Here is a 24,676-nt window from a genome sequence, read left to right on the forward strand (position 1 = left end):
TCAAGGGTGTTCAGTACGCGGCGAGGCTCCGGACGGCCGCCACGACCTTGTCTACGGTGGGGATGACCCGCTCCTCGAGCGCGTCGGCGAACGGCAGCGGGACGCACTCCCCCGCCACCCGGCGCACGGGCGCGTCCAGCAGGGAGAACCCCTCGTCGGCGACGACCGAGACGAGGGTGGCGCCCCAGCCGCCCTGGTAGGGGTTCTCCTCGACGGTCACGAGCCGCGAGGTCCTGGCGAGGGAGGCGAGGACGGTGGCGGTGTCCAGCGGCACGAGGCTGCGCAGGTCCACGACCTCCGCGCCGATGCCCTCCTCGGCGAGCAGCGCCGCGGCCCCGAGCGCCACCGGCACCATGGAGGCGAGGGCCACCAGCGTCACGTCGGCGCCCTCGCGGACGACGGCCGCGCGGCCCAGCTCGACCACGTGGCCCGGGGGCGGCGGGGCGCCCTTGCTCGCCAGCAGCCCCTTGTGCTCGAAGAAGACGACGGGGTCGTCGCTGCGAACGGCCGCCGCCATCATGCCGATGACGTCGGCGGGCGTGGCCGGGGCGGCGATCTTCAGTCCCGGTACGGTCAGCGCCCAGTTCTCGGTGGCCTGCGAGTGCTGGGCACCGAAGCCGAGGCCGCCGCCGTTGGCGGTGCGCACGACGAGCGGCACGGTGACCTGACCACCCGTCATGTACCGCACCTTGGGGATCTCGTTGGCGAGGTAGTCCCAGCAGCAGGCGAGGAAGTCGGAGAACATGATCTCGGCGACCGGCCGCATCCCGGTCATCGCGGCGCCCATCGCCGCGCCCACGATGGCCTGTTCGGAGATGGGCGTGTCCCACACCCGCTCGGGGCCGAACTCCTTGAGCAGGCCGACGGTCGTCTTGAACACCCCGCCCGCCTCGCCGATGTCCTCCCCCAGGCACACGACGGTGGCGTCGCGCCGCATCTCCCGCGCGATGCCCTCGGCGACCGCCTCCCGGTAGGTGATGACGTCACGGTCCGTCGTCACGTCCGCCATGCCGCACCTCCGTCCGCCCACACGTCGGTCAGCGCCTCGTCCGGGTCGGGCGGCGGCGCGTTCTTCGCCGCCTCGACGGCCCGCTGTACGAGGTCGCGGGCGCGCCCGTCGGCCGCGGTGAGCGTCTCCTCGGGCACGCCCAGCTCGGCGAGCCGTCCGCGGGCGACGTCCAGCGGGTCGTGCTTGAGCCAGCGTTCGACCTCCTCGGCCGGGCGGTAGGTGGCCGGGTCGGCGCGGCTGTGCCCGAAGTGGCGGTAGGTCTCGGCCTCCAGCAGCGCGGGCCCGTCGCCCGCCCGGGCCCGCGCGGCCAGGCCGGCCACGGCCTCCCGTACGGCGACGACGTCGTTGCCGTCGACGACCTCGCCCGGGATGCCGTACGAGCCGGCGCGGTCCGCGGCGGGCCGGGCGACGGCCGTGACGTCGGCGATGGGCGTGTACTCCATGTACAGGTTGTTCTCGCAGACGAACAGCACGGGCAGCTTCCATACGGCGGCCAGGTTGAGCGCCTCGTGGAAGGCGCCGATGTTGGTCGCGCCGTCGCCGAAGAAGGCGACCGCGAGCTGCCCGGTGCCGCGCAGCCGGGCCGACCAGGCGGCGCCGACCGCCATCGGGAGGTGGGCGCCGACGATGGCGTAGGAGCCGAGCATGTTCGCCGACGCCTTGGTCAGGTGCATGGATCCGCCCTTGGCCCGGCACAACCCGGTGGCGCGGCTCATGAGTTCGGCGAGGCACTCCTCGGGGGTGGCGCCGCGGGCCATGGCGTGGTGGTGGCCGCGGTAGGTGGCGAAGACGTAGTCGTCGGGGCGCAGCGCGGCGCTCGCACCGACGGCGATCGCCTCGTGACCCGCGGCGAGATGGGTGGTGCCCTTGACCAGGCCGGACAGGAACAGGTCGTGCGCGGCCTTCTCCGTACGGCGGATGACGGCCATCTGCTCGTACAGGGCGAGGAGTTCGTCGCGGGCGACCATCAACCGCTCCCGTTCCGGCGGGTGTTGAGGTGGGACTGGGACTCGCGGCGGGTGTCGAGCTCGCCGCCGACGGTCCAGTACTTGCGGCCCGCGACCAGCAGTTCCTCGGCCGGGAACTTGGTGATGACCTCGCAGCCGTCGGCGGTGACGACCACTTCCTCCTCGATCCGGGCGGCGGACCAGCCGTCGGAGGCCGGCCAGTACGTCTCCAGGGCGAACACCATGCCCTCTTCGAGGACTTCGGGGTGGTCGAGGGAGACCAGGCGGCTGAAGATGGGCTTCTCCCAGATCGACAGGCCGACGCCGTGGCCGTACTGCAGGGCGAAGGCGGCGGTCTCGTCGGCGAAGCCGAACTCCTCGGCGCGCGGCCAGACCTGGACGATGTCGGCGGTGGTGGCGCCGGGGCGGACGAGGGCGATGGCCTCGTCCATGTACGCGCGGCAGCGGACGTAGGCGTCGCGCTGGGCGCGGGAGGCGCTGCCGACGGCGAACGTGCGGTAGTAGCAGGTGCGGTAGCCGAGATGACTGTGCAGGATGTCGAAGAAGGCGGGGTCGCCGGGGCGGATCAGGCGGTCGCTGTAGACGTGCGGATGGGGTGAACAGCGTTCGCCGGAGATGGCGTTGACGCCTTCGACGTACTCGCTGCCGAGGTCGTAGAGGACCTTGCTGACGAGGCCGACGCACTCGTTCTCGCGCACTCCGGGGCGCAGGTACCCGTACAGCTCCTCGTACGCCGCGTCGACCATCGCGCATGCCTGGGTGAGCAGGGAGATCTCGTCGCGGGTCTTGGTGCGGCGGGCCTCCAGGAAGACCTGCTGGCCGTCGACGACGTCGATGCCTTCGGCGCGCAGCGCGGTGAGAATCGGCATCTCGGCGACGTCGATGCCGAGGGGTTCGCCCGCGAGGCCGTGTTCGCGCAGCTCGGCGGCGATCTTGCGGGCCACGTCCTCGGCGATGCCGGCGTCCGGGTGGAAGGCTCCGCGCAGCGTGGAGATGCCCGCACGGGCGCCGGTGGGCGGGCCCTCCTTGCCGTCGCTGTAGTCCAGCCACGGGTTGTAGAGCTGGTGGTGGCGGGCGGCGGAGCCGAAGTCCCAGACGACGGGTTCGCCGCCGCGCACCAGCAGGGCGAAGCGGATCAGCTTGTCCATCGCCCAGGTGCCGATGTGCGTGGCGGTCATGTAGCGGATGTTGGCGAAGTCGAAGCTCAGCACGGCGCCGAGCGACGAGCCGTTCAGCTTCTCGTTCAGCCGGGACAGGCGCTCCTTGCGCAGCCGGTCCAGGTCGATGCGCTCTTCCCAGTCGACGGCGTTGGGGCCGTATGTGCGGATCGCCATGGCGACCACCCCCACTTCGGAGTGAACGACCATGTGGCACGGGTGTCAAGTGTCACTGAACACGAACCAGACGCCGACGGCCGGTTCCGCACCGTCGTTGCGGTAGCGGTGGGGGGTCGGCGACTCGAAGCACACCGCGTCGCCGGGGCGCAGGGTGTACTCCTCGAACCCGAGGGTGAGGACCAGCTCGCCCGAGGTGAGGCAGCCGTACTCGGTGCCCGCGTGCCGCATCAGGCCGCCGGAACCGGAGGAGGCGCCACCCGGCCGGTAGGTCACCTGGAGGAAGTCGACGTCCGTGCCGGGGACGTGTCCGAGCCGCTCCCACACCACTCCCGAGTCCAGCTCCAGCACCTCCCGCTCCCGCGGCGTGACGACCGGGCCGATGCGGCGGCCCGGGTCGGCGGCGAAGGCGGCGAGCGCGCGCAGGACGGGTGCCTGCGCCGCCACGGGGGACGCGGCGGCGACCGGGGAGACGGCGGCGGCCTCGCCGGCGTCGAAGAGCGACTCGACGGAGATCCCGAGGACCGTGGTGATGGCGTAGAGCGTGCTCACCGACGGCTGGCTCTTGCCGGTCTCGATCTGGGAGACCAGGCTCGCGGAGACGCCGACGTCCCGGGCGAGCGCGCGCAGGCTCACTCCCTTCGCCTGGCGCGCCTGGCGGATGCGCGCGCCGACCGGCGGCACGGCGGTGGGAGACACGGCGGCTCCTCTCCGGCCCCTCCGGCCTCTCCGGTCCTCGCAGGCCCTCTCCGGCGTCTCCGGTGCGGGATGTGCAGCACCATTGAACAGCCGGGACCGACCGGGACGCCAGAGCCGCAGGTGGGGCCCGTCGAGCGTCAGGCCTCGAGGCCGAGCACCCGCGCGATGGTGCGCAGCACGCCGTTGTCGTTGTTGGAGGGGGCCAGGTGGCGGGCCCGGGCGACGACGTCCGGGTGGGCGTTGGCCATGGCGAAGGACCACTCGGCGGCGTCCAGCATCTCCAGGTCGTTGAGGTAGTCGCCGAAGACCATGGTCTGCGCGGGCGTGATGCCGAGCTCGTCCTGGAGCCGGCGCAGCGCGGCGCCCTTGTTGGCGGTGCGGTTCATGACGTCGACCCAGTGCTCGCCGGAGACGACGACCTGGTGGGTGGCGGCGAAGGGCGCCAGCGCGGGGGCGGTGGTGTGCTCGGCGGAGCCGAAGTCGAAGAGGGCGATCTTGATGACGTCGTCGTCGACGGCGGTGGCGTCCTCGACGACGCGGTGCTCGACGTAGTACTTGCGCACCTCGGCCAGGAACGCCTCGTCGCCGCGCTCGACGTAGGCCGAGCGCTTGCCGCAGACGACGGCGCCCACGTCCACGCCGCCGGCCGCCAGCCGCCGCACCGCCTGCACCACACCGGCCGGGACGCCCGGCTCCAGCGGGTCCGAGCTCAGCTCCGCGCCGTCGCGCACCACGTAGGTGCCGTTCTCCGCGATGAACACCATGCCCGCGGCCACCTCGGCGAACTCCCGTGCCAGCGTGGCGTACTGGCGTCCGCTCGCCGGGCTGAACAGCACGCCGCGGCGGCGCAGCTCGGCCAGCGTCCCCCACAGCCCCGGCGGGATCCGCTTGGCGTCGTCCAGGAGCGTGCCGTCCATGTCGGTGACGATCAGGCGGATGCCGGCGCAGCCGACGGACGGGACGGTGGCAGACGGGTCGGTGTCGGTGAGGAGGGGCGAGGGGGCGGAGGACATGACCTGCTTCCGGATACGGGCGCGACGGGGCGCCGGACGGCCTACGGCGGTCCCGTCACCCTACGCGAACTGCGTGAACGGTCAGTTTCCGGAGCGGATCAGGCCCGTCAGGTAGCGCCACAGCGAGGAGCGCCGCCGGGCGGACGGCCCCGGCACGGCGGCCGTGCCGGATGCGTCCGCGCCCTCTCCTGCCTCCGCCGCCGCGTCTTCCGCCCACTCTCCCGCCGTGTCGACCGCGTCCCCCTCGGGTTGCGGCATGACCGGCAGGTCCGGCCCGGTCAGCTCGTAGCGCACCGGCAGCGAGCGCAGCCCCCGCATGAAGGGCGAGGAGCGCCAGGGCAGCTGGTCGACCGGCAGGGCGAGCTCGATGTGCCCGAACCGTTCGAACAGGCGGCTCACGCCCACCGCGGCGATGGTCGAGGCCAGCTCGCGGGCCGGGCACTGGCGGGGGCCCGCTCCCCAGGACAGGTGGGCCCGGCTGCTGATGCTGGAATCCGGCGCCATCCGGTCGGCGAAGAGGGGGTCGGCGTGCGCGGCGGCCGCGGAGACCCACACCGGGTCGCCGGCGCGGACGGTGTAGTTGCCGAGCCGGGTGTCCTCGGCGGCGAACCGCGGGACGAAGTTGACCAGCGGCGGCTTGCGCATGACCACGCGGTTCATGGTCTCGCGGACCATGCCGGCGGACAGGGCCGTGCGGACGCCGGCCGCGCTCTCCCCGGAGATCACCTCGACGACGGTGTTGGAGATGAGGATGCCGACGTGGTCGGAGACCATGCCGAGCAGCATGAACAGCTCCCTGGCCAGGGCGTCCACCGACAGGTCGGGGTGCGCGGCCACCAGGTGGGAGGGGAAGTCCTCGCCGGGCTGCCCGATCTTGCCGGCGGCCAGCTCGGAGAGCGTCACCAGCAGGCGCTCCAGGGCGGGCTCGGCGTCGGGTCCCGCGTCCAGCACGCGCCACATGTCCATCAGCGCGTCGTCGCCCTGCGAGCCGGGGAAGCCGAGCAGGTGGCTGGCGGCCATCAGGGGCAGCGGGCGGGAGAACTGCGCCGACAGGTCGGCCAGGCCGGTGCGGCCGCCCTGCCCGAGCAGGGTGATCAGCTCGTCGGCGTATCCGGTGACGGCTGCCTTGAGGCGTTTGGCCTGCGGGTTGCGCGGGTCCTGGAACGGCCGCAGCGCCATGTCCCAGGCACCGCGCAGGGTGCGGTAGGCCGGGCCGCCCTGGATCAGCACGTGGTTGACCTCGAGGGAGGGGCCGAGCGGCCAGTCGGCGGGCACCCGGCCCTCCGAGCGGGCCCGCCAGTTCTCCAGCCCCTTGGGCCAGGCGGCGTCGTTCTGGAGCACGTCGAAGGACTCGCGGTAGCCGAGCACGAGCCAGGCGGGCACGCCCAGCAGGTCGACCGGGGCGACGGGTCCGTGGTGCTTGCGCAGCCGCTCGTAGACGAGCTCGGGGCGGGTCTCGTAGTCCCGGGTCAGCAGGGGCTGCGGGGCGAGGTCCTCCAGGCGGGTCCCGTCCGGCTCCGCGGGCCCTTCGCCGTCCTCGACCAGGTGGAACTCCATGGCTGCGGCGCCCCCTTCGACCCTGCGCGTGGCGGCCCGCGGACGGCGGATGCGTGCGGACCCGGGACGGACCGTACCTCAGACGTCACACGTGTCACACGGCGGGGTACTGGCGGGTAGCAAGCGGCGCTCCCGGCGCCCCGCGCGCCCGCCGTGCGATGCCGCCCGGCGTCACTCCCGTTCGCCGCCGCCGGCCATCATCCGCTCCAGGCGGTCGAAGCGGTCGTGCAGGGCGTGCACGGTCTCCTCGCTCAACTCCCGTGCGTGCTGCCCGAGATGGTGGCGCCGCCGCTGTTCCCGCCCGACGAACCAGGTGGCGAGGGCGGCCGTCACCATGCCGTACGTGGTGATCCCGACGACCATCACGACCGTCGCGACGACGCGGCCGCCGAAGGTCACGGGGAAGTAGTCGCCGTAGCCGACCGTCGTCGCCGTCTCGACGGCCCACCACAGCGCCTGCGGATATGTCGTCAAGTTGGCGCGCGGGGCGCCCTGTTCGGCGACGACGACGGCCCACGCGCCGAGCAGCATCACCACGCCCAGGACGGCCGTCGCCGCGCCCGCAGCCTTCACGTGCAGCGAGCGGCCCTCGCGGCCGCGCAGCAACTCGACCGCCCTGGCGAGGAATCCGGGCAGCATGGCACTCCTTGGGTCACTCCGGCATGGCGCCAGTGTCACCGCGGGCGGACGCGCGGGCATGCCGGGGGCGGCGTTCGGGTTGCCGGGGGGCGAACTCCCCCGAACGGACCGGTGCACTGGTGGGCCGCCGCCGCCGATGGTGCGCTGAGGAGAGCCCCTGCTGTCGCGGTTTCTCTGGAGGCATCCGCCATGTCCCGACGTCCGTCCCTCCCCCATGGCCCGAAGGGCATGGCAGGTGCCCCCGCCGTCCGCGCGCTCGCCTCCGCGCTGGCCACGACCGCGCTGCTGGCCATCGCGGCCTGCTCCGGCGGCGGCGACGGCTCCGGCTCCGGGGCCTCCGACATCGCCGCCTCCCCCCTCGCCGAGGCGTCCAAGGCGTCCCAGGCGCCCTCGGCCCACGCGGCCACCGCCTCGGCCCCGCCCCGCCTGACCGCCGCCGGCGCGCAGGCCGCGCTGATCAACGAGGGCGACATCGAGGACGGCTGGAACCAGGTCAAGGACGCCACCGCCACCAAGTGGGGCGACACCCTCCTGATCGGCAAGGTCGACGTCGCCGGCTTCCTCACCGCCAAGGCCGACGCCGCCGACTGCCAGAAGCTCCTCGACTCCCTCTACGACGACGACCTGCTGGGCAAGCCGTCCGGCGCGTCCGCGCTGCGCGGCTTCGAGCAGGGTGACTCGCGCCTGCTCTACCAGGTCGCCGCCTACGACTCCGCCAAGCTGAGCTCGGCGCAGGCCTGGCTGAAGACGCTGCCGGTCAAGTGCGACCAGTTCACCGCGACGGACGACAAGGGCGGCAAGCGCACGGTCCAGGTCACCACGGGCACCGTGCCCGCCGTGGGCGACTCCCGGCAGGACCTGCGCGTGGTGGTGCAGGGCACCACGAACGGAGAGCCCGCCACCCTCACCCTGGACGTCGCCGTCGTCCGGGTCGGCGACGACGCGATCACCATCACGGCGGGCGGCCTCGACGGCGCCCAGCAGCAGTCCGCCGGGCAGGCGGCGACCAAGGGCACGCAGCGCCTGAAGGACGTGCTGTCGGGGAAGACGCCGGCTGCCGGTCCGGCCGGCTCCCGCTGACCGCACCGTTTCGGCCACGACGGCCGGTTCCGCACACCGATCAGCCGATTCCCCGGCGTTCACGGGACACCGTGATCATCGGGCGGCACAATGGCCACGACGGCCGCAGGCGTGCGAGAAGGAGCTGAGTCGTGACGGACAGCCACACCCCCTCGGGCGGGTCGCCGGTGCTCAACACCGGTGTGGCGCACAACGCGCGCGTGTGGAACTACTGGATCGGCGGCAAGGACAACTACGAGGTCGACCAGCAGGTCGGCGAACACGTCGCGGGGATGTTCCCCGTCATCCGCGACATCGCCCGCGCCGACCGCTGGTTCCTGGGCCGGGCGGTGCGCTTCCTCGCCGAGGAGCGCGGGGTGCGGCAGTTCCTGGACATCGGCACGGGCCTGCCCACCGGCGAGAACACCCACCAGATCGCCCAGCGCGTCACTCCCGGGGCACGGATCGTCTACGTCGACAACGACCCCATCGTGCTCACCCACGCCCGCGCCCTGCTCAACGGCACCGCCGAGGGCGTCACCGACTACATCGACGCGGACGTGCGCGACCCGGCCGCGATCCTGCAACAGGCCGCCGGGACGCTCGACTTCGGCGAGCCGGTCGCGGTGATGATGCTGGGCATCCTCAACTTCGTGATGGACACCGGCGAGGCCCGCGACATCGTCCGCCGGGTCATGGCCGAGATGCCCTCCGGCAGCTTCCTGGTCCTCACCCACCCGACCTTCGACGAGGACCTCGGCGGGGCGGGCCAGATCCCGGCGATGGCCTTCTGGAACGAGAACGCCACCCCGCCGATCACCGCGCGCAGCGGCGCCGACATCGCCGCCTTCTTCGAGGGACTGGAGCTGCTCGAACCGGGTCTGGTGTCGTGCTCGCGCTGGCGTGCCGAGCCCGAAACGCCCCCCGTGGTACCGCAGTTCGGCGCGGTGGCCGTGAAACCCTGACGACGTGCCGCACCCGAAGGACGTACCCGTGGAGGACGTATGACCACCCTTGCCGATCCCGTCCCCGGCGGGCGCCCCGGCGACGTGGAACGGGCCACCGCGCTCGGCGGCGAGCTGTCGGGCCGCGGCGTGCACGGCATCGTGCTCTCCTACGTCGACACCTCGGGCGTGGGCCGGATCAAGACGATCCCGACGGCCCGGCTCGCCTCCGCGGCGGCCTGGGGCGTCGGGATGTCGCCGGTGTTCGACACCTTCCTGGCGAACGACTCGATCGTCTCCACCGACGTCCTGGGCTCCCCGGACGGCGACCTGCGCCTCTATCCCGACCTCGACCAGCTGACCGTCCTGGCCGGGCAGCCCGGCTGGGCCTGGGCGCCCGTCGACCGCATCACCCAGGAGGGCGAGCCGCACCCCGGCTGCAGCCGCACGGCGCTGCGCCGGATCGTCTCGCAGGCCGCCGAGCGGCACGGCCTGACCTTCCGCGCCGCCGTCGAGGTGGAGTGGTCGATCGGCCAAGGGCCCGCGGAGGGCGGGGAGTTCGTGCCCGCCACCACCGGGCCCGCGTACAGCGCCACCCGGCAGATCGAGGCCGGCGACTACACCGCCGACCTGCTGGCCGCGTTCGCCGCGCAGGGTGTGGACGTCGAGCAGCTCCATCCCGAGTACGCGGCCGGGCAGTTCGAGATCTCGGTCGGTGCCCTGGACCCGGTGGCGGCGGCCGACCGCAGCGTGCTGGTGCGGCAGACGATCCGGGCCGTGGCCCGGCGCCACGGACTCGTGGTCTCCTTCTCCCCGGCCGTCTTCGCCGAGGGCGTCGGCAACGGCGGCCACGTCCACCTCTCCGCCTGGCGCGGCGGTCTCAACCTGCACTCGGGCGGCAAGGGCCGCTACGGCATGACGGCCGACGCCGAGTCCTTCGCGGCCGGTGTGCTCGGCCACCTCCCGGCCCTCACCGCCGTCACCGCGCCCAGCCCGGCGAGCCACCTGCGGCTCAAACCCTCCCAGTGGGCGGGGGTGTTCACCTGCTGGGGCCGGGAGACCCGCGAGGCCGCGGTACGTGTCGTCACGGGCACCGCGGGCCTGCGCGACCAGGCCGCCAACCTGGAGGTCAAGCCGGTCGACCTGGCCGCCAACCCCTACCTCGCCCTGACCTGCCTGATCGCGGCGGGACTGGACGGCCTGACCTCCTCCGCTCCCCTGCCCGAGGAGATCACCGGCGATCCGGCCCGCCTCGACACCGCGGACGCGGCGGCGCGCGGCGTCCGGCGCCTGCCCACCTCCCTGGCCGACGCCGTCGCGGAGTTCCGCAAGGACGAGCGGCTGCGGACCGCGCTCGGACCGGTCCTCGCGGACGCCGTGATCGCCGTACGGCAGGGGGAGATCGCCGCGGTCGACGGCCTGGACGACGAGCGGGTGGCGGCGGCGTACCGCTGGAAGTACTGACGTGGGCGCGGTCCGGGAGGCACTCGACGCGCTGCCGCTGGTGGACCACCACTGCCACGGCCTCGTCACCCGCGACCTGCCCCGGGGCGACTTCGAGGAACTGCTGACCGAGGGCAGCGCCTGGCCCGGGACCTCCACCTTCGACAGCCCCGTCGGCGTGGCGGTCCGCCGCCACTGCGCGCCGCTGCTGGACCTGCCCCGGCACGCGCCGCCCGACGAGTACCTCGCACGCCGCGCCGAGCTGGGCGCGGCCGAGGTGCACCGCCGCTTCCTCGCCGCCGCGCGGACGGACGTGTTCTGCGTGGACACGGGATACGCGCCGCACACGCTGACCACTCCGGCGGAGCTCGCCGCCACGGCCGGCGGGACGGCGTACGAGATCGTGCGGCTGGAGAACGTCGCCGAGGCGGTGGCCGCGCGCGGGGTCGAGGCCGGCGACTACGGCGACGCCTTCCGGCAGGCCGCGCACGAGGCCGTGGGCCGGCCGGGCGTGGTGGGCGTGAAGTCCGTGGCCGCCTACCGCACCGGCTTCGACCTCGATCCGGCCCGCCCGTCCCGGACCGAGGTGACGCAGGCGGCCCGGCGCTGGCTGGCGCGCGGTGGCCGGCTGGACGATCCCGTCCTCGTACGGCATGTGCTGTGGACCGCGGTCGACCTCGGCCTGCCGCTGCAACTGCACACCGGGTTCGGCGACAACGACATCCGCATGCACCGGGTCGACCCCACCCACCTCACCGACTGGCTGCATCTGACCGGCGGCGCGGTCCCGGTGCTGCTGCTGCACTGCTGGCCGTACCAGCGCCAAGCCGCCTATCTGACCGCGGTGTTCGAGCACGTGTACCTGGACGTCGGCCTCACCCTGCATCACGTGGGCCCGGCGCGTGCCCGGGCCGTGCTGGCGGAGGCGCTGGAGATCACGCCGTTCCACAAGCTGCTGTACAGCTCCGACGCCTATGGTGTGGCGGAGTTCTACCGTCTCGGCGCGCTCGCCTTCCGCCACGGTCTGGCCGCTCTGCTGCAGGACCGGGTGGACGCCGACGAGCTGAGCCTGCCCGACGCTCTGCGGATCGCCGAGTGGGCAGGCGCACACAACGCCTCTCGGGTCTACCGCTTTCCCGGCCCCTCCTGAAAGTATGATCAAGCAATGTCTGACATGACCGAAACCACGCCGGGCTGGCTGAGCGCCGACGACCTCGAATCGGCGCGTGCCCGTATGCCGATCCTGTACGTCGAGGCCGTGCCCGTGCGCGTGGACGACAGCGGCGAAGTCACCAGTGTCGGCGTGCTGCTGCGCATCGGGCCGGACGGCACGGTCAGCCGGACCCTGGTCTCCGGGCGGGTCCTGCACCACGAGCGGGTCCGTGACGCGCTGCTGCGCCACCTGGAGAAGGACCTCGGCCCGGTGGCGCTGCCCCGGGTCCCGGCGTCCCTGCAGCCCTTCACGGTCGCGGAGTACTTCCCGACGCAGGGCATCACGCCGTTCCACGACCCGCGCCAGCACGCGGTGTCCCTGGCCTACGTCGTCCCGGTCTCCGGCGACTGCCGGCCGCGTCAGGACGCCCTGGACCTGGTCTGGTTCAGCCCGCAGGAGGCCGTCTCGGAGGCGGTGCAGAGCGAGATGCCCGGCGGGCACGGGGTGCTGCTCAAGCAGGCGCTGGCCCACGTGGGCTGCTCGGTTTGAGCGTCGCGCTGAACGGCGTGACCGGGCGCTCCTGGCGTTCGCCGTCCACGATGATGTCTACGGCCTCGTTGAAGAAGGCGAGCAGGCCGCGGATCGGGCCCACGGCGGGCAGCGGTTCCGGGTAGCTCCAGACCAGGTTGGGCGGCACGTCGGCGTCGCCGCGCCAGGACCAGTACTCGGCGGTGCCCTTGTAGGGGCAGCCGGTGTGGTGCTCGGTGGGTGTGAACAGGTCGAGGCGGACGTCCTGGCGCGGGATGTAGTAGCGCGTCGGCAGCGCGGTCTCGAACAGGAGCACCGGGCGGCGGGTGTCCGCGACGAGCGTGCCGTCGATCTCGACCTGGACGTGCCGGCTGCTGGGCATGGAGTCGACGCGTTTGTGCGGGTCACGGGGGTGGATGAAGATCTCTTCCTCCTCCTCGTACCAGTGGTCGAGGCCCCGGCCGGGACGCCGGAACCACTCGAAGGCGATGTGGTCGGCCAGGTCGGCGGAGGGGAAGGTCCAGGCGGCGTTCGCCACCCGCTCGTCGCCCACCTCCAGGTCGTAGAAGATCTGTGAGCCGGTGTGGGTGCCGGTGTGCGGGTTCTTGGCGGGGCGCAGGAGGTCCTCGCGTACGTCGGCGCGGGGGAAGGCGTACTGGGGGACGGGCAGCTCGGGCTCCCAGACGAGGACGGGGTGGCGGCTGTCGACGACGGTGACATCGCCCTTGACGCCGCGCACCCAGCGCTCGCTGGGCTCCCAGTGCAGGCCTTCCGGGGTGGTGCGCAGGGATCGCTCGGTCGGGAGTGGGCTCATGCCTCCAGTCACGCACAGCGGGCGGAGACCTGCCAGGGGTGGTGTGCGCCATGATGGGCCCATGGACCTTGAGCCGTACCGGGGCGAGCTCGTGGCGTACTGCTATCGGATGCTGGGCTCGTTCCACGAGGCCGAGGATCTGGTGCAGGAGACGATGCTGCGGGCGTGGAAGGCCCGTGATCGCTACGACGCCTCGCGCGCGTCGGTGCGCACCTGGGTGTACCGGATCGCGACCAACGTGTGCCTGGCAGCGCTGGAGGGGCGGGCGCGGCGGCCGCTGCCGTCCGGGCTGGGCGCGCCGAGCGAGGACCCGGGCGCCCCGCTCACGCCGGCCCTCGACATCCCCTGGCTGCAGCCCTTCCCGGATGCGCGCTACGACGTCGAGGCGCGGGCCGATCTGCGGCTGGCGCTGGTGGCGGCGCTGCAGGTGCTGCCCGCCCGGCAGCGGGCGGTGCTGGTGCTGCGGGAGGTGCTGGAGTTCAGTGCCGCGGAGGTCGCCGAGCAGCTGGGGACGACGGTCGCGGCCGTCAACAGTTCGTTGCAGCGGGCCCGGGCGGCCGTCGCCGGTGTGGGCGGTCCCGGCGAGGTGGCCGAGCCGGACGACGCCGGGGCGCGGGAGGTCGTGCAACGGTACGCGCGTGCCTTCGAGGCGGCCGACGTGCCCGCGCTGGTGCGGCTGCTGACCGACGCGGCCGTGCTGGAGATGCCGCCGGTGCCGCTGTGGTACCGCGGGCGCCGCGACTACGGCCTGTTCATGGACCGCGTGTTCGCGATGCGCGGGACGGACTGGCGCAGCCTGCCGCTCACCGCGGGCGGGCAGCCGGCGCTGGCCGCGTACGCGGCCACGCCGGAGGGCGGGTACCGGGTGCACACGCTGCAGGTCTTCACCGTGGCCGGCGGGCTGATCGCGAGCAACGTGGTGTTCGCCGATCCGCGGGTGTTCGCGGCCTTCGGCCTGCCCGGAGAAATTTCCTCGAAGGAGTTCGAGAGCGGGCGATGAGTCCGGGCGGTGGCGCCGGTACATACCGGTGAGCACCGATCGAGACCTCCGAGAGGACATCGCCATGAGCGTCACCGTCATCGCCTTCACCACGCTGGACGGCATCGTCTCCGACCCGGACGGCCGGGGCGGCACACCCGGCGGCGGCTGGATGTTCCGGCACGGCCCCGAGGCGGTCGGCGGGGACAAGTTCCGGCTCGGGGCCGCCCTGGACGAGGGAGTCATGCTGCTGGGCCGCACCACCTGGGAGCAGTTCGCCCAGCTGTGGCCGGGCCGCGACGACGCGTTCGCCGCGCGCATGAACGCCGCGGCGAAGCTCGTCGCCACCCGCACCCGCACCGACGTCTCCGCCTGGGCGAACTCGCAGGTCATGGACGGTGGCCTGGTCGACGCGGTCAAGCGGGAGCGGCGCGAGGTGATCGTCGCGGGCAGCCTGAGCGTCGTCCACGCGCTGATGGCGGAGGACCTGGTCGACGAGTACCGCCTGATCACCTTCCCCACCGTCGTGGGCACCGGCGACCGCCTGTTCCCCGAGGCGGACGCACCCCTGCACCTGGAGTGCGTCTCGGCCGAACAGCTCGGCCAGGCGGTCTTCGCGTGCTACCGGAGGACCGCGCGGTGACCGCCCGGTTCCTGGTCCTCCACGAGACCCCGGCCGAGCCCGCGGCGTTCGACCGGCACTACCGCGAGGTCCACCTCCCGCTCGCCCGCCGGCTTCCCGGCCTGCGCCGGTACACGCTGAGCGAGCGGCCCGCCGACGTGCGCGGCGGCGAACCCTGCTATCTGGTCGCCGAGTTGGACTGGGACACGATGCGGGAGCTGCGTGCCGCGTTCGCCTCTCCGGAGGGCCGCGCCTGCGCGGAGGACTCGGTGCGTCTGCAGGCGCTCACAGCCGTGCGCAGCATGGTCTTCGACGTGGCCGAGCCCTGAACGTGGCCGTTCCGGGTGCCGGATCAGCGGGCCTCGTCCAGGCGGGCACGCTGGTCCGGGGTCAGGTCCAGGTCCGCCGCCGCCAGGTTCTCGTTCAGTTGGGCCACCGACGAGGCGCCGACCAGCGGGATGATGGGGAGTTCGCCGCCCAACTGCCAGGCCAGGACGACCTGGTTGGGTGTCGCTCCCGTCTCGCGGGCCACGTCGTGCAGGGCGGCGAGGCGGGGCGGGGTGCCCGGGTGGTCGAAGTCGGACGGGAGCCGGTCCGGGTGGGTGTAAGCGCCCTTGAGGAGGGGCGAGTAGGCGACCAGGGTGAGGCCGGGCTCGGCGCGCAGGTAGGTGAGGAGGTCGGGGCCGACGTGGCCGAGGCTGCCGTCGGGGAACATGTCGTCGGCCACGTCGGTCCGCGGGCGCAGGTAGCTGTGGGCGTACTGGAGGACCTCGTAGCCGGGCCGCCCGCCCGCGGCGGCGAGGGCGCGGGCCCGCTCCACCCGCCAGGCGGACTGGTTGCTCACGCCGAGCAGGCCCACCGTGCCCTCACCGACGAGTTCCGCGAAGCCCTCGACCGTCTCGCGCTGCGGGACCGTGGGGTCGTCGATGTGGGCGTAGAGCAGGTCCAGCTTGTCCACGCCGAGGCGTTGCCGGCTGCGCTCGGCGGACTCGCGGATCACCTTCGCGGACAGGCCCTCCGGATTGTCGATGTAGCTGGTTCCGGGGGCCAGCGGGCGGGCGCCGAGCTTGGTCGCGATGACGATCTCGTCGCCGATGCCGCGGCTGCGCCGCCAGCGGCCGAGGAGTTCCTCGCTCTGGCCGCCCTGGCCGCCGTCCTCCCAGAAGGCGTAGTTGTCGGAGGTGTCGATGAAGGTGCCGCCGGCCTCGACGTAGCGGTCGAGGACGGCGAAGGACGTCTCCTCGTCCGTGCGTGAGCCCATGAGCATGGCCCCGAGGGCGATCACGCTCACCTCACGGCGGTGGGCCGGGTCGCTTCCGATCGTGCGGTACTTCATGGGGGTCCTCCCGTCCGTGTCCGGGCTTCCGGGCACGGACGGGAGTCTTCAGCTTGGAGCGCTCTTGAAGTCAAGAGGGCGGTCCTATTTGGCGAAGGGGCCCTCCAGCGCCGCCCACTGCAGCAGCATGATGGTCTTGGCGTCGTTGATCTCGCCGGTGCGGATCATCTCCAGGGCGCGCCGGAAGGGCAGTTCGACGATCTCGATGTCTTCGCCCTCCTCGTCGAGCCCACCGCCCTCGTGGGTGCGGGTGGACGGCCCGTACGCGGCGGCGTAGAAGCTGACGCGTTCGGTGACCGAGCCGGGGCTCATGTAGACGTCGAAGACGTGCCGGACGTCGCCGATGGTGTGCCCGGTCTCCTCCACCACCTCGCGCCGGACGGCGAGTTCGGGGTGCTCGTCCTCGTCGTCGAGGAGCCCGCCGGGGGTCTCGATCAGCATGCCGTCGGGGTGCCCGTTGACGTACACGGGGAAGCGGAACTGCCGTGTGAGCAGGACCGTTTCGCGTGCGGTGTCGTACAGCAGCATGGTGGCGCCGTTGCCGCGGTCGTGCGTCTCGCGCTGCTGGCTGCTCCAGGTGCCGTCGGCGTTCCGGAAGTCGAAGGTGGTGGCGCGCTCGACGTACCAGTGGCTGGAGAGCAGCTTCACCTCCCGCACCCTCACGCGCGGGTTTCCGGTCAGGTCCAGGCCGGTCCGGTCCAGGCCGGTGCGGCCGCGGCGGTCGGGGGTGTCGATGCCGGCGGTCATCGGGCGCCGCCGTTCCGGCTCAGGCTCGTGCAGGAGTTGTTCATGGTCCGCTTCTACCATGTGCGCCGTTCAGGTCAGGGACAGGACGTGGGAGTGCCAGGGCGGCAGGTCGACGTAGAGGCCGGGCGTGAGCAGGCCGCCGCCGTCGCGGTCGTACGTCTGGCCCGTCAGCAGGTCGGTCAGCCGGCCGGCGCGGCCGGCCAGCTCGGGCCAGGGCAGCGGGACCTGCCCCTGGGCCTGGCCGGCGGAGTGGTTGACGATCACGACGTGGCGGGTGTCGGCGCCGGTCCAGCTCCAGGCGAGCAGGTTCCGGTGGCTGTCGTTGTCCGGCCATCCGGCGGTGTCCAGCAGCCGCCACTCGCCGTCGCGTACGGCGGCCGCGGCCGGAAGCAAACTGCCGTAGTACGAACGCAGTTGCTCGTCGGGCGGCTCCTGCGGGCCGCGGGAGAGGAACACCGGCAGACGCACGGTGCGGCCCTCGAACTGGCCCTCGTGCCAGAGCGTCGCGCCGGGCAGGGTGGCAATGGTGACGGCGGCGGCGAGCTCCCGGCCGCCCGGGAGGGTGGCGGCGGCGCGCGGTTCGTCGTGATTCTCCAGGAAGCGGACCAGGCCGCGCTGGTAGGCGAGGCCGGCCTGGAGGTGCGCGCGGACCGATCCGGCGTCCTCGTGCACGAGGCGGTCGTAGAGCCGCTTGTCGTAGCAGTGGTCGAAGCCCTGGTGCTGCAGGGCCCATTCGAGGTCCCAGTACGCCTCGGCGACGAAGAGGAGATCGGGGTGGCGGGCCCGTACCCGGTCGATGACGTACGGCCAGAAGTCCTCGGTCGGGTGGTCCCCGGCCCGGTCGCCCCAGGTCTTGGCGAACACGTCGTTCATCATCAGCATCGCCATGTCACAGCGCACACCGTCCGCCTGGTCGCCGATGGACACCAGCGTGTCCACCGTCGCGTCCCGCAACTCTCCGCTGAAGGCGTTCAGTTGGACGACGTCGGGCCAGGGGGCGAAGTACGGGTCGCGACCACGGGCGTAGATCTGCCCGGAGACCTCGATGAAGGCGCCGGGCGCGGCGGCCAGGTCGTCCGCAGTGCCGTGGATCAGGCAGCCGGGGCGCCCGGTGAGCCAGGGGTGGTCGGGGGCGACGTGGTTGGGGACGTAGTCGAGGATCAACCGCAGCCCGCGCGCGGCGAGTTGGGAGCGGGCCTCGGCCAGGGCTGCGCGGCCGCCGAGGGTGTCGTTGACGACGTAGTCGCGTACGCAGTACGGCGATCCGGCGATGTCCGCCTCGGTGAGGTCGGGCAACGCGTCGCGGAAGGAGGCCCGCAGGGACTCGTCGCGCAGGGCGATGGCGAGACCGGCCGGGCTGCGCCGCCAGACCCCCATCAGCCAGACGGTGTCGACGCCGGTCCGTGCCACCTCGTCCCAGGCCTCGGCGGGTACGTCGCCCAGGGTGACGCGACGACCGTACCGGCGGCTCAACTCTCCCAGCCACACCAGGGTGTTGATCTCGTGGATCACGGTCATGACAGAGGCTCCTCGTCACTCGCGCCCATGAACCGTTCGTCCGCGGGGCGCAGGGCCTCCCGGCCGCCGCGCTCCACGTCCTCGGCGCTGATCGTGTGGAACAGGATCGCGGTGGCCGCCACCAGTCCGGTCCAGCCGGTCTGGTGGGAGGCGCCGAGGCCCGCGCCGTTGTCGCCGTGGAAGTACTCGTAGAAGAGGATCAGGTCCTTCCAGTACGGGTCCTTGGCGAACTTGGGCAGGGCGCCGTGCACCGGGCGGTGGCCGTCCTCGCCGACCAGGAAGGTCGAGGTGAGCCGGTCGGAGATCTCCCGGGCGACCTCGTAGAGATTCAGCTGCCGGCCGGAGCCGGTCGGGCACTCCACGGTGAAGGCGGGGCCGTGGTAGCCGTGCAGGTTGAGCAGGGCGCGGATGAGGAGGAGGTTCATCGGGAACCACACCGGGCCGCGCCAGTTGGAGTTGCCGCCGAACATCCCGGAGTCGGACTCCGCGGGCAGGTAACCGACGCCGTACTCCTGCCCGTTCACCTCGAAGTGGTACGGGTGCTCCGCGTGGTACCGCGAGAGGGACCGGATGCCGTGCGGGCCGAGGAACTCCCCCTCGTCGAGCATCCGGGCCAGCACCCGGCGCAGCCGGTCCTCGCCGAACAGGGCGAACAGGAAACGGCCCCTGTGCTCGGGGTCCGCGGGGACGCGCTGCGCGACGACGGCCTCGACGGCCGGGTGCCGCCTGATGAACTCCTGCGCTCCCGCGACCAGTTGCGGGAAGTTCGTGGCCGCCGCGCTGCCGATCACGCTGGTCGCGGCGAGCGGCAGCAGGCCGACCAGGGAGCGCACCTTCAGCCGGGTGGCGCTGCCGTCGGGCCGGCGCAGGACGTCGTAGAAGAAGCCGTCCTCCTCGTCCCACAGGGTGGCGTTGTCCTTGCCGATGCGGTTCATGGCGACGGCGATCCAGGCGAAGTGCTCGAAGAGCATCTGCGCCTGCTCGACGTAGACCGGGTTGTCCACGGCGAGTTCGAGGGCGATGTCGAAGAGGTTCTGGCAGTACAGCGCCATCCACGCGGTGCCGTCGGCCTGGTCGAGGTGGCCGCCGGTGGGCAGGGGTGCGCTGCGGTCGAACACGCCGATGTTGTCGAGGCCGAGGAAGCCGCCCTGGAAGACGTTGTTGCCGTCGACGTCCTTGCGGTTGAGCCACCAGGTGAAGTTCTTCGTCAGCTTCTGGAAGGCGTTCTCCAGGAAGGCGCGGTCCGCGTGGCCGGTGCGGTGCTTCTCGAGTTCGTAGACGAACAGGACCGCCCAGGCGTGCACGGGCGGGTTGACATCGCCGAAGTTCCATTCGTAGGCGGGGATCTGCCCGTTCGGATGGAGGTACAGGCGGCGCAGCAGCAGTTCCAGCTGCGACTTGGCGAAGCCGATGTCGATCATCGACAGGGCGAGGGTGTGGAAGGCGAGGTCCCAGGCCGCGAACCACGGGTACTCCCAGGTGTCCGGCATCGACATGATCTCGTCGTTGATCATGTGGTACCAGGCGCTGTTGCGGACGCCGGGGTCGGCGGCGAGCGGGTCGACGTCGTGCTCGGCCAGCCAGCGTTCGACGTCGAGGTAGTAGTACTGCTTGCTCCACAGCATCCCGGCGAGCGCCTGCCGCACGAGCCGCCGCTCGTCCTCGCCCATGCCGTCGGGGACGACGTCCTCGTAGAAGGCGTCGGCCTCGGTGCGGCGCGCGTCGAAGACCGCAGCGAACTCGCCCCAGGAATCGGCGAGTTCGGTGTCGGTCAGCCGCAGCCGCACGGTGGCGCTCCGGCCGGCGGGGATGACGAGGGTGTGGTGCACGGCGGCCTTGGTGCCGGTCTGCGCCGGGTTGACGGCCGCCTCCTCGCCCCGCACGACGTAGCGGTCGATGCCGTCCTTGACGTACGGCGTGGTGTTGGCGCTGCCGAAGATGCGCTCGTCGTTCGTCTCGTTCCCGGTGAACAGGACGGGGGTGTCGGCCTCGAAGTACAGCCAGCGGGGGCCGAGTTCGTCGTGGTCGGCGCGGACGGCGTGACCGGTGCGGCGCAGGTTCGGCACGGCGGCGCCGCCGGCCCAGGACCAGGTGTGCCGGAACCAGAGCGTCGGCAGCAGATGGAGGGTCGCCTCGTCGGGTCCGCGGTTGTGTGCGGTGATCTCGATCAGCAGATCCTCGGGGCCGGCCTTGGCGTACTCGACGAAGACGTCGAAGTAGCGGTCCTCGTCGAAGACGCCGGTGTCGAGCAGCTCGTACTCGAAGTCGCCGCGGCCACGGGCCCTGTTGGTTGCGACGAGGTCTCCGTAGGGGAACTCGCCCTGCGGGTACTTGTACAGGTACTTCATGTACGAGTGGGTGGGCGTGTTGTCGAGGTGGAAGTAGTACTCCTTGACATCTTCGCCGTGGTTGCCCTCCTGGTTGGTCAGACCGAACATCCGCTCCTTGAGGATGGGGTCGCGGCCGTTCCACAGGGCGAGCGCGAAGCACAGCCGCTGTTTGTCGTCGCTGACGCCGGCGATGCCGTCCTCGCCCCAGCGGTAGGCGCGGGAGCGGGCCTGGTCATGGGTGAAGTACGCCCATGCGTCGCCGTCGGAGCTGTAGTCCTCCCGCACGGTGCCCCACTGCCGCTCGCTCAGATAGCAGCCCCAGCGCCGCCAGGCCGCGCGCCCCGCGTCGGCCTCGGCGAGCCGCTGCCGCTCGGCCCCCGTCGCGCCACCCATCACCATGGCCCGCCTCCCTCACCAATCCGGCATTGCCCCCAGACTCGGACGTGCCGGACCTGGTCGCAATGGGTGGGGGGCGGAGCGGGGACTTCCTCATAGGGTCACGCCTCGGACGCCCCCGGTCCCAGCCGGTCCCAGCTCGCGGCCGATCGCCTCCCGCAGCGCGTCGTGCCGCGCGCTCAGCCTGAATCCCTCGTCGCTCCACCGGTTCGGCGGACACAGCCACACCGGCTTGCCCACCAGCCCTCCGAGCTGGTCCATGCCGGCCAGGAATGACAAGCGCCTCGCCTTGGGCAGGTCGGACAGCCGCCGGGCCTCCGGCGCGTCCGTGAGGGGACATGGGGTGAGCGTACCCACGGATGATCAAGCCTCCCCGCCCACCGGTGACGGCACGAAAATCGAAGGCGGTGATCACGGTGCGCTGATAAACAGCGCACGTGGCAAAGACTCTTGAGTTTCCCGTCCTCCTGCGGCTCATCGACGAACGGTCGGTCGCGTTCCGTGCCGCGGTCTCCTCCGCGCCCGGTCTCGACGCGCCGGTGCCCACCTGTCCGGGCTGGACGCTCTTCGATCTGGCGCAGCATCTGGGCGGGGTGCACCGCCGGTGGTCCGCCGTCGTCGCCGCGGGGCCGGCCGCCACCCGCCCGGCCGGAACCGGTCCGGACGCGGCCCCGGCCGCGCCCCGCGAGCGCGAGGCGCTGCTGGCCTGGTCGGCCGAGTCGACGCAACAGCTGCTGAACACGCTGCGGGAGGCCGGCCCCGACCGCGGCTGCTGGACGTGGTGGGGTGCGTCGGACTCGCCGCAGACGTCGGGCGCCGTCGCCCGGCACCAGGTCCAGGAGGCCGCGGTGCACACCTACGACGCCCAGCTCACCGCGGGTGCCCCGCAGCCGCTGCCCGACGAGGTGGCGCTGGACGGCGTCGACGAGTTCCTGTCCACGTGCTGCGTGACGACGAGCACCTGGCCACACGAGGCCGCCGTCGTGGACTACCACGCCACCGAAGGTCGCTCGTGGCGCCTCGCGCTCTCCGCGGACGGCGCACGGATCCTGGCACTCGACGCGACGCCCGCCACCGCCTCCGCCGAGGGCGCGGCCAGTGACCTGGTCCTCACCCTGTACGGCCGCATCCCGGTGGAGTCCCTGAAGCTCGACGGCGACCCCCACGTCTTCGGCCGGCTCCAGGCCTGGGAACCGGAGGACTAGGACGCGCCGGCCGACGGGCGGACGCCCGGCGGGAGTCGACCGTCAGGCGCCCGGCACAGGGAAGAGCATGCAGGTGCTGGTGGCGTGTGCGAGGAGGCGGTCGGCGGGGTCGAGGAGCTGCGCCTCGGCGAGTGCGGTGCGCCGGCCGCTGCTGAGGACACGGCCGACGGCGCGCACCTTGCCCGAGTCGGCGGTGATCGGGCGCAGGAACTTCACGGTGAGGTCGACCGAGGTGTAGCCGATGCCCTGCGGCAGGGTCGACTGCACCGCGCAGCCGGCCGCCGAGTCGAGCATCGTCGCGTAGATCCCGCCGTGGACGCTGCCGATGGGGTTGTAGTGCTCCTCGCCGGGCTCCAGCGAGAACACCGCGTGACCGTGGTCGACCTCTTCGAGCGACATGCCCAGCGTCGCGGCGATCGGCGGGGAGGGCAGTCGCCCGGCGAGCATCTCGCGCAGGAAGTGCAGCCCGGAGTCCTGCCCGACGACGGCCGCGGAGATGGCGGGGTCGTCCCAGTCGTACGTACGAGAGCGTTCCATGCGGCGGCGCTTCCTCCTCGGCCCCGAGTTTCCCCGCGGCGCTCTGACTTTGTTTCCCGAAGCTAGCTCTCCGCTCAGCTGACTGTCAATGACGAAGTCAGGGCTCTACGATGGCCGTATGAAGTGGCTCGAGACGAGCACCGAGAACTGTACGGTCCAGCGCACCCTCGACCTGGTCGGCGAGAAGTGGACGCTGCTCCTGCTGCGCGACGCCTTCAACGGAGTGCGCCGCTTCGACGACTTCCGCCGCCATGTGGGGCTCTCCGAGGCGGTCCTGGCCGACCGGCTGCGCAAGCTGGTCGCGGCCGGGATCCTGACCGCCGTCCCCTACCAGGAGCGCGGCAGCCGCACCCGCAACGAGTACCGCCTCACCCCCAAGGGCCGCGACCTGTGGCCGGTCCTGGTGGCGCTGCGGCAGTGGGGCGAGATGTACGTCGGCGATCCCGAGGGCCCGGTCCTGGACATCCGCCACCGCGACTGCGGCGCTGCGGTGCGGGTCGTGGTCGAGTGCCCCGACGAGCACACCGCGCTCTCCCCGTCCGAGGTCACGGTCCGTCCGGGACCGGCCGCACGGCCGCGCGTCTGACAGCCCCCGGGCCGGCCGCCTCCCGCGTTACGCCTCCCCCCGCGCTACCCGGCCCCCGCGTCACGCCGCCTCCCGCGCTACCCAGCCCCCGCGCTACGCCGGCTGCCCGGCCGGCGGGCGGGTGTGTGCGGAGCGGCGCCGGCGCAGCAGCAGCCGTCGTGCGGGGCCCTCCACCGTCTCGTAGAGGAGCCAGGACAGTCCGAGGGAGACGGCGAAGGCGACGGCGGTGACGGCGAGCCCGTGCGTCAGGCCGAAGCGGGGCTTCACGCCGATCACGTTGGTCCCGGCACGCAGCACCAGCAGATGCACCATGTAGAAGGCGAAGGAGAGCTCGCCGAGCCGGACCAGCCGCCGGCCCCGCCACAGGGAGGGCAGGCCGCGCAGGTCCGCGACGGCCGCCGCCGGGATGAGCAGGGCGAAGCCGACGACGGTGCAGGTGGTGGCCCGGTAGTCGCTGGTGACCTGCGGGACCAGGAAGTACCCGATGACCGCCAGCGCGAGGGAGGCCTCCAGGCCGGGGCCGCGCCACCGGTCGAGCAGCACCAGGCGGGCGACGGCGACGCCCAGGACGAACTCGGGCAGCCGTGCGAGCGGCAGGGAGTCGATCGGCTGGCTCAGCCAGTGCTGTGCGTTCACCCAGGCCACGGCCAGGACCGCGAGCACCGACAGGCCGGCCACGGCGGTCGCGCCCCGGGCGCCGACGCGGCGCAGCCCGAGCGCCAGCAGCGGGAAGAGGGCGTAGAAGAAGGCCTCGCAGGCCAGCGACCAGCTGACCGGGTCCAGGGTCTGCCACCACGGGCGCCACCAGGAATGCACCAGCAGCACGTTGGCCAGCCCCTGGCGCAACGACGGCATCGACTGGTGCTCCAGCGTGAGCGCCATGACCAGCGCGATCGCGGCGGTCACCAGGTGCACCGGCAGGATACGGGCGATGCGCCGCCGCCAGAAGGCCCGGGCGCGGTCGCCCGGCCGGGCGGACCAGGTCAGGACGAACCCGGAGAGCACGAAGAAGAACGACACGCCCGTGGCGCCGGCCCCGAACGCCCAGGTGACGACGCGGCCTGCGGTGCCGTCGAAGTAGCGGAAGTTGTTCACGTGCAGGCCGAAGACCAGCAGCGCGGCGACCCAGCGCAGCCCGGTGAGCGAGGGCAGCGCGGGCGGTGGAGCGGGCTTGGAGCCCTTGGCGGAGGCGGTCGTCGAGGTGGCGGCGGGCGTCCTGGTCGCCCTGGTCGCCGTCGTCATCGAATCACCTGCCGGGGG

General features: G+C 72.6%; 24 protein-coding genes. 10 read left to right on the forward strand and 14 right to left on the reverse strand.

Annotated elements, in window-relative coordinates; genetic code table 11:
• Nucleotides 1-10: 10 nt before the first annotated feature.
• The 7 genes from ACFU97_RS12970 to ACFU97_RS13000 all read right to left on the reverse strand — a co-directional run bounded on the left by ACFU97_RS12970 (nt 11) and on the right by ACFU97_RS13000 (nt 7,219).
• Entirely contained in the window at nt 11-1,009 is a 999-nt protein-coding gene (locus ACFU97_RS12970; protein WP_384254790.1) for an alpha-ketoacid dehydrogenase subunit beta, read from the reverse strand.
• On the reverse strand, nt 997-1,977 hold the full coding sequence (locus ACFU97_RS12975) for a thiamine pyrophosphate-dependent dehydrogenase E1 component subunit alpha (protein ID WP_384254793.1): 981 nt from the start codon (nt 1,975-1,977) through the stop codon (nt 997-999). Before ACFU97_RS12975 ends, ACFU97_RS12970 begins: the two co-directional genes overlap by 13 nt.
• Complete coding sequence (locus ACFU97_RS12980; RefSeq protein ID WP_384254795.1) at nt 1,977-3,311, reverse strand: M24 family metallopeptidase; 1,335 nt, start codon at nt 3,309-3,311, stop codon at nt 1,977-1,979. Before ACFU97_RS12980 ends, ACFU97_RS12975 begins: the two co-directional genes overlap by 1 nt.
• A 45-nt stretch (nt 3,312-3,356) precedes the next feature.
• Nucleotides 3,357-4,010, reverse strand: a complete 654-nt coding sequence (locus ACFU97_RS12985) for a helix-turn-helix domain-containing protein (RefSeq protein WP_384254797.1) — start codon at nt 4,008-4,010, stop codon at nt 3,357-3,359.
• A 137-nt stretch (nt 4,011-4,147) separates the two neighbouring features.
• The gene (locus ACFU97_RS12990) at nt 4,148-5,023 is read right to left on the reverse strand and encodes a Cof-type HAD-IIB family hydrolase (protein ID WP_384254800.1); all 876 of its coding nucleotides are present in this window, start codon (nt 5,021-5,023) and stop codon (nt 4,148-4,150) included.
• Between the two features lie 81 nt (nt 5,024-5,104).
• Nucleotides 5,105-6,580 (reverse strand): cytochrome P450, encoded by a 1,476-nt coding sequence (locus ACFU97_RS12995; protein ID WP_384254802.1) that lies wholly within the window; start codon nt 6,578-6,580, stop codon nt 5,105-5,107.
• A gap of 171 nt (nt 6,581-6,751) precedes the next feature.
• Nucleotides 6,752-7,219 (reverse strand): potassium channel family protein, encoded by a 468-nt coding sequence (locus tag ACFU97_RS13000; RefSeq protein WP_384254805.1) that lies wholly within the window; start codon nt 7,217-7,219, stop codon nt 6,752-6,754.
• 228 nt (nt 7,220-7,447) lie between these two features.
• Between ACFU97_RS13000 and ACFU97_RS13005 the strand changes: the two genes are divergently transcribed.
• From ACFU97_RS13005 to ACFU97_RS13025, 5 genes are all read left to right on the forward strand, one after another.
• Nucleotides 7,448-8,299, forward strand: coding sequence for a hypothetical protein (locus ACFU97_RS13005; protein WP_384254807.1), 852 nt, complete (start codon nt 7,448-7,450; stop codon nt 8,297-8,299).
• A gap of 131 nt (nt 8,300-8,430) precedes the next feature.
• On the forward strand, nt 8,431-9,243 hold the full coding sequence (locus tag ACFU97_RS13010; protein ID WP_384254809.1) for an SAM-dependent methyltransferase: 813 nt from the start codon (nt 8,431-8,433) through the stop codon (nt 9,241-9,243).
• A 39-nt stretch (nt 9,244-9,282) separates the two neighbouring features.
• Nucleotides 9,283-10,686 carry a glutamine synthetase family protein gene (locus ACFU97_RS13015; protein ID WP_384254812.1) on the forward strand — a complete coding sequence of 468 codons (1,404 nt, stop codon included), beginning with the start codon at nt 9,283-9,285 and terminating at the stop codon, nt 10,684-10,686.
• Between the two features lies 1 nt (nt 10,687).
• Entirely contained in the window at nt 10,688-11,815 is a 1,128-nt protein-coding gene (locus ACFU97_RS13020; protein ID WP_384254814.1) for an amidohydrolase family protein, read from the forward strand.
• A 15-nt stretch (nt 11,816-11,830) separates the two neighbouring features.
• Nucleotides 11,831-12,367: an NUDIX hydrolase family protein gene (locus ACFU97_RS13025; protein ID WP_384254817.1), complete on the forward strand. Its 537-nt coding sequence runs from the start codon at nt 11,831-11,833 to the stop codon at nt 12,365-12,367.
• Here ACFU97_RS13025 and ACFU97_RS13030 read toward each other — a convergent pair.
• Nucleotides 12,330-13,160 carry a DUF427 domain-containing protein gene (locus ACFU97_RS13030; RefSeq protein WP_384254819.1) on the reverse strand — a complete coding sequence of 277 codons (831 nt, stop codon included), beginning with the start codon at nt 13,158-13,160 and terminating at the stop codon, nt 12,330-12,332. The two genes, ACFU97_RS13025 and ACFU97_RS13030, sit on opposite strands and share 38 nt — an antisense overlap.
• Here ACFU97_RS13030 and ACFU97_RS13035 point away from each other — a divergent pair.
• The 3 genes from ACFU97_RS13035 (at nt 13,159) to ACFU97_RS13045 (ending at nt 15,090) form a co-directional block, all read left to right on the forward strand.
• Nucleotides 13,159-14,160: a sigma-70 family RNA polymerase sigma factor gene (locus tag ACFU97_RS13035; RefSeq protein WP_384254822.1), complete on the forward strand. Its 1,002-nt coding sequence runs from the start codon at nt 13,159-13,161 to the stop codon at nt 14,158-14,160. The two genes, ACFU97_RS13030 and ACFU97_RS13035, sit on opposite strands and share 2 nt — an antisense overlap.
• 64 nt (nt 14,161-14,224) lie before the next feature.
• Nucleotides 14,225-14,782, forward strand: a complete 558-nt coding sequence (locus ACFU97_RS13040) for a dihydrofolate reductase family protein (protein ID WP_384254824.1) — start codon at nt 14,225-14,227, stop codon at nt 14,780-14,782.
• Complete coding sequence (locus tag ACFU97_RS13045; protein WP_384254827.1) at nt 14,779-15,090, forward strand: EthD family reductase; 312 nt, start codon at nt 14,779-14,781, stop codon at nt 15,088-15,090. Before ACFU97_RS13040 ends, ACFU97_RS13045 begins: the two co-directional genes overlap by 4 nt.
• 23 nt (nt 15,091-15,113) lie before the next feature.
• On the opposite strand, the gene ACFU97_RS13050 is transcribed toward ACFU97_RS13045, so the two are convergent.
• From ACFU97_RS13050 to ACFU97_RS13065, 4 genes are all read right to left on the reverse strand, one after another.
• The gene (locus ACFU97_RS13050) at nt 15,114-16,097 is read right to left on the reverse strand and encodes an aldo/keto reductase (RefSeq protein ID WP_384254829.1); all 984 of its coding nucleotides are present in this window, start codon (nt 16,095-16,097) and stop codon (nt 15,114-15,116) included.
• 84 nt (nt 16,098-16,181) lie between these two features.
• Nucleotides 16,182-16,844 (reverse strand): NUDIX domain-containing protein, encoded by a 663-nt coding sequence (locus tag ACFU97_RS13055; protein WP_384254831.1) that lies wholly within the window; start codon nt 16,842-16,844, stop codon nt 16,182-16,184.
• A 69-nt stretch (nt 16,845-16,913) separates the two neighbouring features.
• On the reverse strand, nt 16,914-18,362 hold the full coding sequence (locus ACFU97_RS13060) for an alpha-amylase family glycosyl hydrolase (protein ID WP_384254834.1): 1,449 nt from the start codon (nt 18,360-18,362) through the stop codon (nt 16,914-16,916).
• On the reverse strand, nt 18,359-21,091 hold the full coding sequence (locus ACFU97_RS13065) for a glucosidase (protein WP_384254836.1): 2,733 nt from the start codon (nt 21,089-21,091) through the stop codon (nt 18,359-18,361). The genes ACFU97_RS13060 and ACFU97_RS13065 overlap by 4 nt, the downstream gene beginning before the upstream one ends.
• 434 nt (nt 21,092-21,525) lie before the next feature.
• Between ACFU97_RS13065 and ACFU97_RS13070 the strand changes: the two genes are divergently transcribed.
• The gene (locus tag ACFU97_RS13070; protein WP_384254838.1) at nt 21,526-22,293 is read left to right on the forward strand and encodes a maleylpyruvate isomerase family mycothiol-dependent enzyme; all 768 of its coding nucleotides are present in this window, start codon (nt 21,526-21,528) and stop codon (nt 22,291-22,293) included.
• A 42-nt stretch (nt 22,294-22,335) separates the two neighbouring features.
• Here the strand turns inward: ACFU97_RS13070 and ACFU97_RS13075 are convergent, their stop codons facing one another.
• Nucleotides 22,336-22,830 (reverse strand): PaaI family thioesterase, encoded by a 495-nt coding sequence (locus tag ACFU97_RS13075; RefSeq protein ID WP_384254841.1) that lies wholly within the window; start codon nt 22,828-22,830, stop codon nt 22,336-22,338.
• A 118-nt stretch (nt 22,831-22,948) separates the two neighbouring features.
• Here ACFU97_RS13075 and ACFU97_RS13080 point away from each other — a divergent pair, with 118 nt between their 5' ends.
• The gene (locus ACFU97_RS13080; protein ID WP_384254843.1) at nt 22,949-23,416 is read left to right on the forward strand and encodes a winged helix-turn-helix transcriptional regulator; all 468 of its coding nucleotides are present in this window, start codon (nt 22,949-22,951) and stop codon (nt 23,414-23,416) included.
• Between the two features lie 93 nt (nt 23,417-23,509).
• Here the strand turns inward: ACFU97_RS13080 and ACFU97_RS13085 are convergent, their stop codons facing one another.
• Nucleotides 23,510-24,658, reverse strand: coding sequence for an acyltransferase family protein (locus ACFU97_RS13085; protein WP_384254846.1), 1,149 nt, complete (start codon nt 24,656-24,658; stop codon nt 23,510-23,512).
• Nucleotides 24,659-24,676 lie beyond the last annotated feature (18 nt).

The organism is Streptomyces sp. NPDC057616 (assembly GCF_042800575.1).
Lineage (GTDB): Bacteria > Actinomycetota > Actinomycetes > Streptomycetales > Streptomycetaceae > Streptomyces.